Genomic DNA, 14805 nt, shown 5'->3' on the forward strand with positions numbered 1-14805 from the left:
CTGCGCGGCAACAGGGGACCTTCGAGAGGGGATTCAGCGGTGTCCGTCAACTTGAGCAAGGGTCAGGCCATCAGCCTGGAGAAGAAGGACGGGGCCACCCTGACCGCGGTCCGTATGGGGCTCGGCTGGCAGGCGGCGAAGCGGCGCGGTCTCTTCGGCTCCCGCACTCGCGAGATCGACCTGGACGCCTCCGCCGTGCTCTTCGCCGAGAAGCAGCCGGTCGACGTCGTCTTCTTCCGCCACCTGGTGAGCGACGACGGCTCCGTCCGCCACACCGGCGACAACCTCGTCGGCGGCGTGGGCCAAGGCGGTGACGACGAGGCGATCCTGGTGGATCTGCAGCGCGTCCCGGTCCACATCGACCAGATCGTCTTCACCGTGAACTCCTTCACCGGTCAGACCTTCCAGGAGGTGCAGAACGCGTTCTGCCGCCTGGTGGACGAGACCAACGGCCAGGAACTGGCCCGCTACACGCTGGACGGCGGCGGCGACTACACCGCCCAGATCATGGCGAAGGTGCACCGTGTGGGCTCGAGCTGGACGATGACTGCCCTGGGCAGCCCCGCCAACGGCCGAACCTTCCAGGACCTGATGCCGGCGATCCTGCCGCACCTGTAGGACCGCCGCTCGACCGGCGGGGCGCACGACACAACGACACAGGGGGCGACGGCGATGACGGCCGAACTGGTGCGGGGGCAGAACCACCCGCTGTCCCAGATCCGGCTGGTGATCCGGATCTCGGCCGGGACGCCGGTGCTGGCCGGGGCCACCCTCGGCGACGAGAACGGCAGGGTGCACGGCACCCAGTGGGTGGCCCACCCCGGCGCCCCCGCTCTACCCGGCGTCGAGGTGACCCGGCAGGCCGCCACCGAACACCGGCTGGCCGTCGACCTCGGCGCCCTGCCCGAAACCGTCCACCGGGTCGACGTCTTCCTTGCCCTGCCCCCAGGGTCCGGAACACCGCTGCGGTTCGGTGCCGTCGCCGCCCCGCATACCGCGGTCGAGGGCCCCGATGGCAGCGAAGTCGCCTGTTACACCCTCACCGGCCTGGACAGCGAGACGGCCGTGCTCGCCCTGGAGCTGTACCGCAGACAGGGCGCCTGGAAAGTGCGCGCGGTGGGCCAGGGCTACGAGGCCGGCCTGACGGCGCTCCTCGCCGATCAGGGGCTGCGCGACGTCACCGACCTCGCGGCCGCCATCCACGAGGCGGCGGCTCACGGGCCGTCCCGCGCGCTGCCGGTCCCGTCCGCAGTACCGACGCCGCCGGACACCGCGGCTCGCGCGCCCCGGGACGCCTCCACGACCGTCTCGCACGACGCCTCCACTGCCGCGGCCCGCGACACGCCGCCTTCCGCGCCGTACGACGCCCACGCCCCCGAGCCTGCGGACGCTCCCCCCTCCGCGACGGGGGGTCCGGCCCCCTCGTACGCCGCGCAGCGGCCCAGCGGGGAACCGTCCTACGACGTGCGGAACCCCTACGACGACCGGGCATCCGACGCCGGCCCAGGCAATCCCGGCGCCCGGGTCGACTACACGCACCCCGGCCGCCGCCCGCACGGCACACTGCCTGCGGCGCCCGTGCCCGCCGACGGCCCGCCCGCGCAGCCCGTCGCGGGTGACGCGGTGGGCTGGTCGATGGAGGAACGGCTGTACAACCAGGTCTGGGGCATGTTCGAGGACCTGGCCCGGACGACCGCCGCCTACCGCAGCGCCGTCGACTTCGCCGACTCCCGTCTGGAGAAGGAACTCGACCAGGCCCTCAGCGATCCCCACGGCCGGCTCGGCACCGCGGGGGACGCCGCGCGTCAGACGGCCCACGACCGCCGGACGCAGCTGGTGGACCAGGCACGCGCGGTCCTCGACCGTGATCTCGCCCAGCTCACCGCAGAATCCGAGGTGGTCGAGCCCGCGCTGCCGCCCGCCTACGCCCGCTGGGACAACCCCGTCTGGCACGGCTACCGGGTGCCCGCCGAAGAGCCGATGGCCCTGCGCCTCGGCGACCTCCATCTGCCCGAGAGCGGCCCGCTGCGCATCCCCATGCTGGTCAGGCTGCCGCTGGAGCGCGGCCTGTGGCTCGACAGCGGGTCCGCGGCCGCATCCGACGGCTTCCCGGACGCCGCCGAACTGCGGCACCGGGCCATGGAGGCGGCGGTCACGCTCGCGGTGCGGCTGCTCGCAGTGCATCCGGCGGGGGACTTCGCCGTGCAGGTCATCGACCCAGCGGGCGCCGGGACCGCGGCGCTCGGTCCGCTCATGCGCACCGGCGTGCTCACCGCGCGACCCGCGACCGGTGCGGCCGGGGTGACGGAGATGCTGGAGAGACTCACCCGGCGGGTCGATCTGGTGCAGATGGCGCTGCGCGGCGGCGCCCCCGAATCGCTGCCGGCCGTTGTCGACACCGCGCGCCAGCTGCTGATCGTCAACGACTTCCCGCACGGCTTCGACGACCGGGCCGTGACCCGCCTGCGCTATCTCGCCGACGAGGGACCCGACGTCGGTGTGCACCTCCTGCTGGTGGCCGACCGCGAGGACGCTGCGGCGTACGGCCCCCTGCTCGATCCGCTGTGGCGTTCACTGATGCGACTCACCCCCGTGCCCGACGACCACTTCGCCGACCCCTGGGTCGGGCATGCCTGGACCTATGAGCCCTCGCTGGTGCCGGCCGGCAGCCAGATCGTGCATCAGGTCCTCACGGAGGTGGCGAGGGCCCTGACCAAGCGAAGGTAAAGAGCCTTTGACCTGCATCTTTGGTCTTTATTTTACTTTTCTCTTTACCTTCCCTTGGTGGTTGGGGTACTGTTCTCCGTACGGAGGGGAGTACTCCCTGACTGCGACGCACCCGTCAGTACGGACCGGATCCGGTCCCGGGGCGTCGGCCCCGCGCGGGTGGAAGAGACCTCCGGCAGCGACGACGCTGACGTGTTTGCTGTGACGTAATGCCGGAGGTGCAGTGGAAGTCTCCGTGACCCTGTGGGTCCTGACCATCATGGGCCTGGCCGCCCTGATCGCGGTCGATTTCTTCATCGGACGCAAGCCGCATGAAGTGTCGGTCAAGGAAGCCGGTATCTGGACCGTCGTCTGGATCGCCCTGGCCGGACTCTTCGGCCTCGGTCTCCTCGTCTTCGGAGGCGGCCGGCCGGCCGGCGAGTTCTTCGCGGGATTCATCACCGAGAAGTCGCTGAGTGTCGACAACCTCTTCGTCTTCGTCCTGATCATGGCGAAGTTCGCGGTGCCAAGCCGGTACCAGCAGCGTGTCCTGCTCGTCGGCGTACTCATAGCCCTGGTCCTGCGAGCCGTCTTCATCGCTGCGGGAGCCGCGATCATCGCCAGCTTCTCCTGGGTGTTCTACCTGTTCGGCGCCTTCCTGATATGGACCGCCTGGAAGCTCATCCAGGAGGCCCGCGCGGACGAAGAGAACGAGGAGTACGAGGAGAACAAGCTGCTGAAGGCCGCCGAGCGCAAGTTCGGCGTGGCCGACCGGTACCACGGCACCAAGCTGTGGATCCAGCAGAACGGCAAGCGGGTCATGACCCCGATGCTGGTCGTGATGCTCGCCATCGGCACCACGGACGTCCTGTTCGCCCTGGACTCCATCCCCGCGATCTTCGGCCTGACCCAGGACCCTTACATCGTCTTCACCGCCAACGCCTTCGCCCTCATGGGTCTGCGGCAGCTGTACTTCCTCATCGGCGGCCTGCTGAAGAAGCTGGTCCACCTCTCGTACGGCCTGTCGATCATCCTCGGCTTCATCGGCGCCAAGCTGGTGCTGCACGCGCTGCACGAGTCCGGCGTCCACGTCCCCGAGATCAGCATCCCGGTCTCTTTGGGTGTGATCTGCGTGGTCCTGGTCGTCACGACCCTCACCAGCCTGATGGCCTCCAGGAAGCAGGCGGCTGTCGAGGCGGCGCACACCGACGGGGAAGGCGCCCCGAAGGGCAGCGTCGATGCCTGACCAAGGAGGAGAAGTATCCGAAAAGATCTGAATGCGAATCCTGTACGTCTCTGCGAACATCGCCGCATGATCACTCGGCTCCGGTCGCTCACCCCGCAATGGACGTTCCTCGTGCCCGTCCTCGCGGTCGTCCTCCTGGCCTTCACCTGGGGCCGTGATCTGCCCGGCGCGCTCGTCGCCCTGGTGACCGTGGTGCTCGCCGGCGCCGTCCTGGCCGCCGTACACCACGCCGAGGTCGTCGCTCACCGCGTCGGCGAGCCCTTCGGCTCGCTGGTGCTCGCCATCGCCGTCACGGTCATCGAAGTGGCCCTGATCGTCACCCTCATGGCCGACGGCGGCGACAAGAGTTCCACCCTGGCCAGGGACACCGTCTTCGCGGCCGTGATGATCACCTGCAACGGCATCGTCGGCCTCTGCCTGCTCGTCGCCTCCCTGCGGCACGGCACCGCGGTGTTCAACCCCGAGGGGACCGGCGCCGCCCTGGCAACCGTGGCGACGCTGGCCACGCTCAGCCTGGTGCTGCCGACCTTCACCACCAGCAAGCCCGGACCCGAGTTCTCCACGGTGCAGCTGACCTTCGCCGCACTGTCCTCACTGATCCTGTACGGCCTGTTCGTGGCCACCCAGACCGTGCGCCACCGCGATTACTTCCTGCCGATCACCCGGCAGGGCGAGGTCATCACCGCCGACCATGCCCGACCCCCGTCGGCTCGCACCGCCTGGATCAGCCTCGGGCTGCTCGGCCTGGCCCTGATCGGCGTGGTCGGCCTGGCCAAGGGTGTGTCGCCCACCATCGAGTCGGGCGTGCAGGCAGCCGGCCTGCACCAAGCCGTCGTCGGTGTGATCATCGCCCTGCTCGTCCTGTTGCCGGAGACGATCGCCGCGCTGCGCTCGGCCCGCCGCGACCGGGTGCAGACCAGCCTCAACCTCGCTCTCGGCTCGGCCATGGCCAGCATCGGCCTGACCATCCCGGCCGTCGCCCTCGCCTCGGTGTGGCTGTCCGGACCGCTCGTCCTCGGTCTGGGCCCGACGCACATGCTGCTGCTTGCGCTGACCGTGGTGGTCAGCTCCCTGACGGTGGTGCCGGGACGGGCCACCCCCCTGCAGGGCGGCGTTCACCTCGTGCTCTTCGCGGCGTACCTGGAGCTGGCGATCAACCCGTAGGCGTCTTCCTGTCCGTGGGCCCGTTCCACGCTCCTGAGCAGCCCCCTGCCGGCCTCCAGGTGCCTACGGCTGCTCCGGGCAGTGCGCGCATGGCCGGTCAGCCCGCCGCCGGCTCCACCGCCGGTACGGGGAACGGCCGTGTCTCCGGAAGCAGTGCGAAGCACACCAGACTCAGCAGCGCGACACCCGTCAGATACGCGCCCACGGCCCACGGCACACGCCCGCCCTGCTCCGCGAGCGCCGTGGCCACGATCGGGGTGAGCGCGCCGCCGACGACACCGCCGAGGTTGTAGCCCACCGCGGCGCCCGTGCAGCGCAACCGCGCCTCGTACAGTTCGGGCAGGTAGGCGGCGACGACCGCGAACATGGTGATGAAGGCGATCAGGGCGCCCAGAATGCCGAGGAACATCAGCAACGGCTCGCCGGTGGCCAGCAGCGCGACCATCGGGAGCATCCACAGGGCGCAGGCCGTGCACCCGGTCAGACACATCGGCCGGCGCCCGTAGCGGTCGCCGAGCAGCGCCATCACCGGCGTGAGGGCTCCCTTCACGACCACCGCGGCCATGACACAGGTCAGCATCACCGTACGGCTCACCCCGAGCCGCTCCGTCGCATACGCCAGCGACCAGGTCGTCACCGCATAGAAGACCGCGTACCCGACGGCCAGGGCGCCGGCTGTCAGCAGCACCAGCCGGCCGTGATGCCGTACGACGTCGATGAGAGGCACGCGCGCGTGGTCGTCGATCTCCAGGAACCGAGGGCTCTCGGCGAGTGACGAGCGCAGCCACAGCCCGGCCAGCGCCAGCACGCCGGCCGCCCAGAACGGCACCCGCCACCCCCACTGCGCGAACTCCTCGTCCGACAGCGCCGCCGACAGCGCGAGCATCATCCCGTTGGCGAGCACGAAGCCGAAAGCAGGCCCCACCTGAGGAAAGCTCGACCACAGTGCGCGGCGCCCGGCCGGCGCGTGCTCGGCGGTCAGCAGCACCGCGCCGCCCCACTCCCCGCCGAGCCCCAGTCCCTGCAGGAAGCGCAGCACGAGCAGCAGCACGGGCGCGGCGGCGCCGATCGTCCCGTACGACGGCACGCAGCCCACCGCGACCGTCGAGGCCCCCGTGAGCAGCAGCGAGAGGAAGAGCACCGGCCGCCGCCCGCGCCGGTCGCCGATGTGCCCGAACAGCACCGAGCCGAGCGGACGGGCCACGAAGCCCACCCCGAAGGTGCCGAACGCCGCCAGGGTCCCCGCGACCGGCGAGAACGTGGGGAAGAACAGGGGCCCCAGGACCAGCGCGGCCGCCGTCCCGTAGACGAAGAAGTCGTAGAACTCGATCGCCGTCCCCGCGAGGGACGCGGCGGCAAGTCTCGGCATCGAAGGGGCGCTTACGGCGCGTACAGGCTTCATGCCGCGTCAACTACCCGCTGTGATCAGCAGTTACGGGGCGCGCGGAGGCGATCGAGCGACCGCGGCGTGCGCCGAGGTCACCGGGGTGCACGGCCCACCACTCCTCCCGGTCACCGTGATAGACCGGGTGCGAGCAGCGGTCGTCGACGACCGCCCCGAACGGACCGGAGGAACCGTGCCCCGCACCCTGGCCAACGCCCCGATCATGATCCTCAACGGGCCCAACCTGAACCTGCTCGGCCAGCGCCAGCCCGAGATCTACGGCAGGGACACGCTGGCCGACGTCGAGGCACTCTGCGCCAAGGCGGCGGCCGCGCACGGCGGCACGGTGGACTTCCGGCAGTCCAACCACGAGGGCGAACTGGTCGACTGGATCCACGAGGCCCGACTGAACCACTGCGGGATCGTCATCAACCCCGGCGCCTACTCCCACACGTCGGTCGCGATCCTGGACGCGCTCAACACCTGTGACGGCATGCCCGTGCTGGAGGTGCACATCTCCAACATCCACCAGCGCGAATCGTTCCGGCACCACTCCTACGTCTCGCTGCGCGCCGACGGTGTGATCGCCGGGTGCGGAGTGCAGGGCTATGTGTTCGGTGTGGAGCGCGTGGCCGCCCTGGTCGGCGCGGCGTCGGCCGGCGCGTAGTCCCGGGCCGTCACAGCCGGCCCGCCTCCACGATCCGCCGCAGGAAGCGCCGCGTGCGCTCCTGCTGCGGGGCACCGAACACCTGCTCGGCGGTACCGCGCTCCAGGACGACTCCACCATCCAGAAAGCACACCTGGTCGGCGACGTCCCGGGCGAATCCCATCTCGTGCGTCGCGAGCATCATGGTCATGCCGTCGTCCTTCAGGCCCCGGACCACCTCCAGCACCTCACCCACGAGTTCGGGGTCGAGCGCCGCCGTGATCTCGTCCAGCAGCAACAGCCGGGGGCGCACGGCAAGCGCGCGGACGATCGCCACACGCTGCTGCTGGCCGCCGCTGAGCCGGTCGGGGTAGGCGTCGGACTTCGCGGCCAGTCCGAGGCGCTCCAGCAGCTCCCTGGCCCGTTCCTCGGCCTCGGCGCGGCCGACGCCGTGGACCCGGCGCGGGGCCAGCGTGATGTTGTCCAGCACGGTCATGTGCGGGAACAGGTTGTACGCCTGGAAGACCACACCGATGCGGCGCCGCACGGCGTCCTGGTCGACGCCGGGGGCGGTGATCTCCTCGCCGTCCAGCCAGATCCCGCCGTCGTCGATCTCCTCGAGGAGGTTGGCGCAGCGCAGCAGCGTGGACTTGCCGGAGCCGGACGCGCCGATCAGCGCGGTCACCGTGTGCGGCGCGACCTCCAGACCGACGTCCCGCAGGACGACGGAGCCGCCGAAGGTCTTGCGGACGGACTCCATGCGCAGGACGGGTGCGTCTGCGTCGCTCATAGCGCTCCTCCCTGGGCCCGCTGCCGGTCCATCCGGGCCGTCACCCAGTCCGTGAAGCGGGTCATCGGAATGGTCAGCGCCACGAACACCAGCCCCGCGACGATGTACGGCGTGTAGTTCAGACTGCGGCCCACGATGATGTCGGCCGCGCGTACGGCGTCCACCGCCCCGCCGATGGACACCAGACCGGTGTCCTTCTGCAGCGACACCAGGTCGTTGAGCAGCGGCGGTACCTGACGCCGTACCGCCTGGGGGAGGACGACGTAGCGCAGGGCCTGCCGGTTGGTGAGACCCAGTGACCGGGCCGCGGCGCGCTGCGAAGGGTGGATCGACTCGATGCCGGCCCGGAACACCTCGGCCACATACGCCGAGTACGTCAACGTCAGCGCCGTACCGCCCAGCAGCACCGGATCGACCGTCACGCCCTGCAGCCGCAGCGCCGGCACGCCCAGCACCACGATCATCAGGTTGATGATCAGCGGAAGGCCGCGGAAGAAATCCGTGTACGCCGCCGCCAGCAATCGCAGCGGGAAGAAGACCGGACCGCGCAGGGTGCGCGCGATAGCGATCAGCATGCCCAGGATCAGGACGGCGACGCCGCAGACGGCGAGCAGACGGACGTTCAGCCACAGCCCTTCGAGAACCTTCGGCAGCGCCTCGCGCGCGTAGTGCGCGTCGAAGAACGTCTCCTTGGTGCGCGGCCAGCCCGGCGCGTTGACCACGACCAGGTACAGCACGACGGCCGTGACGAGCGTCGAGACCGCCGCGACGGCCGCGGCGCGGCGGGCACGCGCGCGTGTGTGGCGTTCGCGCGCCAGCCGCCGTTCGGAGGGTACGTAGCCGTCGCCGGGGACGTCACCGGCGGCGCCGGTCATGTCGCCCTCGTCGTCGGCCCCCTCGCGGGCCGACTCGCCCTTGGTGACCGTCACTTGAGCACCGGGGCGTCGACGGCGTCGGAGAGCCACTGCTTCTCCAGCCTCGCCAGGGTGCCGTCCTTGCGCAGGGCGTCGACGGCGCCGCTCACGCACGAGGTGAGTGCGCTGCCCTTGTCCAGGACCAGCCCGAACTGCTCGGGAGTGGCCCCCTGGTTCTCGAACTGACCGACGATCCTGGCGTTCGTCACCTCGGCCGCGGTGATGTAGAACGCGGTCGGCAGGTCGACGACGATGGCGTCCACCTGGCCGTTCTTCAGGGCGGATTTGGCCTGGTCGTTCTTCGAGAAGGCCGCGGCCTCCTGCTTCGGCTTCACCACGTCGGTGATGTAGCCGAGGCTCGTGGTGCCCACCTGGGCACCCAGCTTGAGCTCCCTGAGGTCCGCGATGCTCGTCGCCTTGGCCGCCTTGCTGCCCTTCAGGGCGATCACGGCCTGGCGCACGTCGTAGTAGCCGGAGGAGAAGTCGACGGCCTTCTTGCGCTCGGCACTGATCGAGACCTGGTTGATGTCGAGGTCGAAGGTCTTCACGCCGGGCGCGAACGCCTTGTTGAACGGGACGCTCTGCCAGACGACCGCACTCTTGTCGTAACCCAGCCGGCGGGCCACGGCGTAGGCGACCGCCGACTCGAAGCCCTTGCCGTTCGCCGGCTTGTCGTCCTTGAACCAGGGTTCGTAGGCCGGTTCGTCGGTCGCGATCGTCAGCTTGCCGGAGGTCTTGGTGGCCAATCCGCCCTTGGCGCAGCTCTTCGCGGAGGAGCCGGACGGGGTGGCCGACGCGTTGTCCTCGGGCTGCGGAGCACAGCCGACAGCGGTGGCGAGCAGGGCTACTGTGGCGGCGGCCAGCGCACGGCGCAGGGCGCGAGGGACGAGGTACATGGCGGGAGATTGGCAGCGAACCCCACGTTTGTCCAGGTCATGGCGGTAACTGTCCGCATAGTGGGAGCGGGTGTTGCAGGCGTGTGAACGTCGCTCCGAGCGTGGGCCCTTGGCCCGGGCCGCCGGCCGAGGGCGGGGTGGAAGGCCGGCGGCCCTGCCGCCGAGGAGCCGTCATCCTCTGCGGGGCTGCTCCCAGTTCACTGCGCGCCCCCAGCGCGCCGGGAGCGCGCACGCGCCCCCAGCGTGTGCGAAACGTTCACACGGGGCGCGCACCGCGGAAGAGGCGACCGGCGCTCACCACCCGCGCGCGTGCCACTCCGGCAGATGCGGCCGTTCCGCACCCAGCGTGGTGTCGTTGCCGTGCCCGGGATACACCCACGTCTCGTCCGGCAGCACGTCGAAGATCTTCGTCTCCACGTCATGGATCAGACGGGCGAAGGCCTTCGGGTCCTTGCGCGTGTTGCCGACGCCGCCCGGGAAGAGGCAGTCGCCGGTGAAGACGTGCGGGTGACCGTGCGGGTCGTCGTAGACCAGCGCGATCGAACCCGGGGTGTGCCCGACGAGATGCCGCGCGGTGAGCTCCACGTGTCCCACCCTGATGACGTCGCCGTCGTCGACGAGCACATCGGTGGGCACCGGGATGCCGGGCGCGTCCTCACGGCCGGCGTACGTGCGCGCGCCCGTGGCGGCGACGACCTCGGCAAGAGCCTGCCAGTGGTCGCCGTGCTGATGGGTGGTGACGACGGACGCGATGCCGTCGTCACCGATCATGCCGACAAGCGTCCCCGCCTCGTTGGCGGCATCGATCAGGAGCTGTTCGTCGGTGGCCCGGCAGCGCAGCAGATAGGCGTTGTTGTCCATCGGGCCGACCGCGATCTTCGTGATCATCAGGTCTTTCAGCTCGTGCACATCCGCCGGTCCGCCGACCCGTACCTCTCCGCTGTACGTCATGTCGATCAGCCTATAGCGGGGGACGGGCCCGCGGACGTCGGCGGCCTGCGGGGAACGTCGGCGGCCTACAGCGGAGGCAGCTTCGGCAGCGTGCCGTTCGTGGTGAGACCCGAGCCGTCGCGCCGCCCGGCGAGCCAGCCCAGCAGGTCCGCGGCCGTGCCCTCGACCGTGACCGGCCCGCCCTCCGCCCCGCCGCCCGTGGTCCAGACCCGGCCATTGCTCGCGGTCAGGCCGGTCGACGGCACCTCCTTGTGACCGGCGAAGCGATCCGCCAGGAAGTCGATCTCCCGGTCCGTGAACTCCGGCGGAAGATCCTCCAGCTCGTACCCGATGCCGAGATCCACATGGTGCAGCTCGACCTCGGCCCACCTGCGGAACGGCACCCGGGCCGCGGAGTCGGTGACCCCGTTGCGCAGCTCCACGGTGCGCCCCCAGTCCGCCGGCGCGTCCCCCGCCGCCTGGAAGCGGGCCGTGCTCTCGCGCAGGTCGGTGAGCTGGGCGTCCAGGGGGCGCCGGGCGTCACGCTCGATGTCGGCGTTCCGCGCCTCGGCGCTCGTGTACATGGGCCGGCCCTCGAGAACGTTCACGAGCGCGTCGGCGTTGCGGGCGAGGTGGGCGAGGACATGGCCGCGGGTCCAGCCGGGAAGCCGTGACGGCTCGGCAAGCGACGCGTTGTCCAGTTCGGCGAGCGCGGTGAGAAGCCGACCGGTCGCGTCGCGTACACATGCCAGGTCATGAGCGTGATCAATCATGGGCCTGACATTAGCCCCGCCACACCTTCGGGTGAAGGTGGTGAAGCCCGTCCGCAAATCGAAAGCACGTGCTATATCGTCGGAGGCGACGTCGGGCATGCTGGATGGCCGGGGGTTGTTATGCAATCGGGCAATCCGACCGGCGTTGTCAGTGGCTCCCCCTAGTCTGAAGAAGGACGGGGGCCCCGCCCCTGTCACTTCTCTCAAGAAAGGTGCGGACCGGCGTGGCCGACCGTCTCATCGTCCGTGGCGCGCGCGAGCACAACCTGAAGAATGTCTCGCTCGACCTGCCTCGTGACTCGCTCATCGTCTTCACGGGCCTGTCCGGGTCGGGCAAGTCCTCCCTGGCCTTCGACACGATCTTCGCGGAGGGCCAGCGCCGCTACGTGGAGTCGCTCTCCTCGTACGCCCGGCAGTTCCTCGGCCAGATGGACAAGCCGGACGTCGACTTCATCGAGGGTCTGTCCCCGGCGGTCTCCATCGACCAGAAGTCGACCTCGCGCAACCCGCGCTCGACGGTCGGCACCATCACCGAGGTCTACGACTACCTGCGCCTGCTCTTCGCACGCATCGGCAAGCCGCACTGCCCCGAGTGCGGCCGCCCGATCTCGCGCCAGTCGCCGCAGGCCATCGTGGACAAGGTCCTGGAGCTGCCGGAGGGGAGCCGCTTCCAGGTGCTGTCGCCGCTCGTGCGCGAGCGCAAGGGCGAGTTCGTCGACCTCTTCGCCGACCTGCAGACCAAGGGCTACTCCCGCGCGCGCGTGGACGGGCAGACCATCCAGCTCTCCGACCCGCCGACGCTGAAGAAGCAGGAGAAGCACACCATCGAGGTGGTCGTCGACCGCCTCACGGTGAAGGAGTCCGCCAAGCGCCGGCTCACCGACTCCGTGGAAACCGCCCTCGGCCTGTCCGGCGGCATGATCGTGCTCGACTTCGTCGACCTCCCCGAGGACGACCCCGAGCGCGAGCGCATGTACTCCGAGCACCTGTACTGCCCGTACGACGACCTGTCCTTCGAGGAGCTGGAGCCCCGCTCCTTCTCCTTCAACTCGCCCTTCGGCGCCTGCCCCGACTGCACCGGCATCGGCACACGCATGGAGGTCGACCCGGAGCTGATCGTCCCGGACCCGGACAAGTCCCTGGACGAGGGCGCCATCCACCCCTGGTCGCACGGGCACACCAAGGACTACTTCGGCCGCCTGATCGGCGCCCTCGCGGACGCCCTCGGCTTCCGTACGGACATCCCCTTCGCGGGCCTGCCGCAGCGTGCGAAGAAGGCCCTGCTCCACGGCCACAAGACCCAGATCGAGGTCCGGTACCGCAACCGGTACGGCCGCGAGCGCGTCTACACCACGCCCTTCGAGGGCGCCGTGCCGTTTGTGAAGCGCCGGCACAGCGAGGCCGAGAGCGACGCCAGCCGCGAGCGCTTCGAGGGCTACATGCGCGAGGTGCCCTGCCCGAGCTGTGAGGGCACGCGCCTGAAGCCGATCGTCCTCGCGGTCACGATCATGGAGAAGTCGATCGCCGAGGTCTCCGGGATGTCGATCAGCGACTGCGCGGACTTCCTGGGCCGGCTGAAGCTGAACGCCCGCGACAAGAAGATCGCCGAGCGCGTGCTGAAGGAGGTCAACGAGCGGCTGCGCTTCCTGGTCGACGTCGGCCTGGACTACCTCTCCCTGAACCGCGCGGCCGGCACGCTCTCCGGCGGTGAGGCCCAGCGCATCCGTCTGGCCACCCAGATCGGCTCCGGCCTCGTCGGCGTCCTGTACGTCCTGGACGAGCCTTCCATCGGTCTGCACCAGCGGGACAACCACCGGCTGATCGAGACCCTGGTCCGGCTGCGTGACATGGGCAACACGCTCATCGTCGTGGAGCACGACGAGGACACCATCAAGGTCGCCGACTGGGTCGTGGACATCGGCCCCGGCGCGGGCGAGCACGGTGGCAAGGTCGTGCACAGCGGCTCCCTGAAGGAACTGCTCGCGAACACCGAGTCGCAGACCGGCGCGTACCTCTCGGGCCGCAAGTCGATCCCGCTGCCCGACATCCGCCGTCCCCGGGACCCGTCCCGCCGGCTCACCGTGCACGGCGCCCGCGAGAACAACCTGCAGGACATCGACGTGTCCTTCCCGCTGGGCGTGTTCACGGCCGTCACGGGCGTGTCCGGATCGGGCAAGTCGACGCTGGTCAACGACATCCTCTACACGCACCTGGCCCGTGAGCTCAACGGCGCGAGGAACGTGCCCGGACGGCACACGCGCGTGGACGGGGACGACCTGGTCGACAAGGTCGTGCACGTCGACCAGTCGCCGATCGGCCGCACCCCGCGGTCCAACCCGGCGACGTACACCGGTGTCTTCGACCACATCCGCAAGCTGTTCGCCGAGACCACCGAGGCGAAGGTCCGCGGCTACATGCCGGGCCGCTTCTCCTTCAACGTCAAGGGCGGCCGCTGTGAGAACTGCGCGGGCGACGGCACGATCAAGATCGAGATGAACTTCCTCCCGGACGTCTACGTCCCGTGCGAGGTCTGCCACGGCGCCCGGTACAACCGGGAGACCCTGGAGGTCCACTACAAGGGCAAGTCCATCGCCGACGTGCTGAACATGCCGATCGAGGAGGCCACCGACTTCTTCGAGGCCGTCCCGGCCATCGCGCGGCACCTCAGGACGCTGAAGGACGTCGGCCTCGGCTACGTCCGCCTCGGCCAGTCCGCCACCACCCTCTCCGGTGGTGAGGCCCAGCGTGTGAAGCTGGCCAGCGAACTGCAGAAGCGGTCCACCGGGCGCACGGTCTACGTTCTGGACGAGCCGACCACCGGTCTGCACTTCGAGGACATCAGCAAGCTGCTGACCGTCCTCGGCGGCCTCGTCGACAAGGGCAACACGGTCATCGTCATCGAGCACAACCTCGACGTGATCAAGACCGCCGACTGGATCGTGGACATGGGTCCGGAGGGCGGCGCCGGAGGTGGCCTCGTGGTCGCCGAGGGCACACCCGAGGAGGTCGCCGGGGTCCCGGCCAGCCACACCGGCAAGTTCCTGCGCGAGATCCTCGGCGCCGACCGCATCAGCGACGCCGACCCGGTGCAGGCGCCGGGCGCGACCAGGGCCAGGAAGACGGCCGCGGCGACGACGGCGGCCAAGAAGACGGTGACGGCCAAGGCCAACAACACGGCCACCAAGAAGGCCGCTGCGGCCACGAAGAAGACGACGCCGGCGAAGAAGACGACACGGGCACGCAAGGCCTGACACACCACCAAAAAGCGGGGGCCCGCTAGGAGCTCTCTGGAGGGGGAGTTCGTTTTCCCCCCCGAGAACCTGTGTTGGCGGTGTGTAGACGCCCGCACCTCTGGC

At 70.0% G+C, this 14805-nt stretch carries 12 protein-coding genes; 6 read left to right on the forward strand and 6 right to left on the reverse strand.

What is annotated here, in order from left to right; translation table 11 throughout:
* Positions 1–39 precede the first annotated feature (39 nt).
* From ACZ7HQ_RS04885 to ACZ7HQ_RS04900, 4 genes are all read left to right on the forward strand, one after another.
* Complete coding sequence (locus ACZ7HQ_RS04885) at positions 40–618, forward strand: TerD family protein (protein WP_470984696.1); 579 nt, start codon at positions 40–42, stop codon at positions 616–618.
* 54 nt (positions 619–672) lie between these two features.
* Positions 673–2727 (forward strand): TerD family protein, encoded by a 2055-nt coding sequence (locus ACZ7HQ_RS04890; RefSeq protein WP_470984698.1) that lies wholly within the window; start codon positions 673–675, stop codon positions 2725–2727.
* Positions 2728–2950: 223 nt separating this feature from the next.
* Positions 2951–3952, forward strand: coding sequence for a TerC/Alx family metal homeostasis membrane protein (locus tag ACZ7HQ_RS04895; protein WP_470984700.1), 1002 nt, complete (start codon positions 2951–2953; stop codon positions 3950–3952).
* Between the two features lie 66 nt (positions 3953–4018).
* The gene (locus ACZ7HQ_RS04900) at positions 4019–5116 is read left to right on the forward strand and encodes a calcium:cation antiporter (protein WP_470984703.1); all 1098 of its coding nucleotides are present in this window, start codon (positions 4019–4021) and stop codon (positions 5114–5116) included.
* Between the two features lie 97 nt (positions 5117–5213).
* On the opposite strand, the gene ACZ7HQ_RS04905 is transcribed toward ACZ7HQ_RS04900, so the two are convergent.
* Positions 5214–6485: an MFS transporter gene (locus tag ACZ7HQ_RS04905; protein ID WP_470984706.1), complete on the reverse strand. Its 1272-nt coding sequence runs from the start codon at positions 6483–6485 to the stop codon at positions 5214–5216.
* Positions 6486–6693: 208 nt separating this feature from the next.
* Between ACZ7HQ_RS04905 and aroQ the strand changes: the two genes are divergently transcribed.
* Positions 6694–7167 (forward strand): type II 3-dehydroquinate dehydratase, encoded by a 474-nt coding sequence (gene aroQ, locus ACZ7HQ_RS04910; RefSeq protein ID WP_470985208.1) that lies wholly within the window; start codon positions 6694–6696, stop codon positions 7165–7167.
* Between the two features lie 10 nt (positions 7168–7177).
* Here aroQ and ACZ7HQ_RS04915 read toward each other — a convergent pair whose 3' ends face one another.
* From ACZ7HQ_RS04915 to ACZ7HQ_RS04935, 5 genes are all read right to left on the reverse strand, one after another.
* Positions 7178–7936, reverse strand: coding sequence for an amino acid ABC transporter ATP-binding protein (locus ACZ7HQ_RS04915; RefSeq protein WP_470984708.1), 759 nt, complete (start codon positions 7934–7936; stop codon positions 7178–7180).
* Complete coding sequence (locus ACZ7HQ_RS04920; RefSeq protein WP_470984710.1) at positions 7933–8865, reverse strand: amino acid ABC transporter permease; 933 nt, start codon at positions 8863–8865, stop codon at positions 7933–7935. The genes ACZ7HQ_RS04915 and ACZ7HQ_RS04920 overlap by 4 nt, the downstream gene beginning before the upstream one ends.
* Positions 8862–9746, reverse strand: coding sequence for an ABC transporter substrate-binding protein (locus ACZ7HQ_RS04925; protein ID WP_470984713.1), 885 nt, complete (start codon positions 9744–9746; stop codon positions 8862–8864). The genes ACZ7HQ_RS04920 and ACZ7HQ_RS04925 overlap by 4 nt, the downstream gene beginning before the upstream one ends.
* Positions 9747–10040: 294 nt before the next feature.
* Positions 10041–10697: an MBL fold metallo-hydrolase gene (locus ACZ7HQ_RS04930; RefSeq protein ID WP_470984715.1), complete on the reverse strand. Its 657-nt coding sequence runs from the start codon at positions 10695–10697 to the stop codon at positions 10041–10043.
* 65 nt (positions 10698–10762) lie between these two features.
* On the reverse strand, positions 10763–11449 hold the full coding sequence (locus ACZ7HQ_RS04935; protein ID WP_470984718.1) for a maleylpyruvate isomerase family mycothiol-dependent enzyme: 687 nt from the start codon (positions 11447–11449) through the stop codon (positions 10763–10765).
* A gap of 224 nt (positions 11450–11673) precedes the next feature.
* On the opposite strand from ACZ7HQ_RS04935, the gene uvrA reads away from it, so the two are divergent.
* Entirely contained in the window at positions 11674–14700 is a 3027-nt protein-coding gene (gene uvrA / locus ACZ7HQ_RS04940) for an excinuclease ABC subunit UvrA (protein WP_470984721.1), read from the forward strand.
* Positions 14701–14805 lie beyond the last annotated feature (105 nt).

The sequence above is a fragment of the Streptomyces sp. NPDC037290 genome, assembly GCF_055603245.1.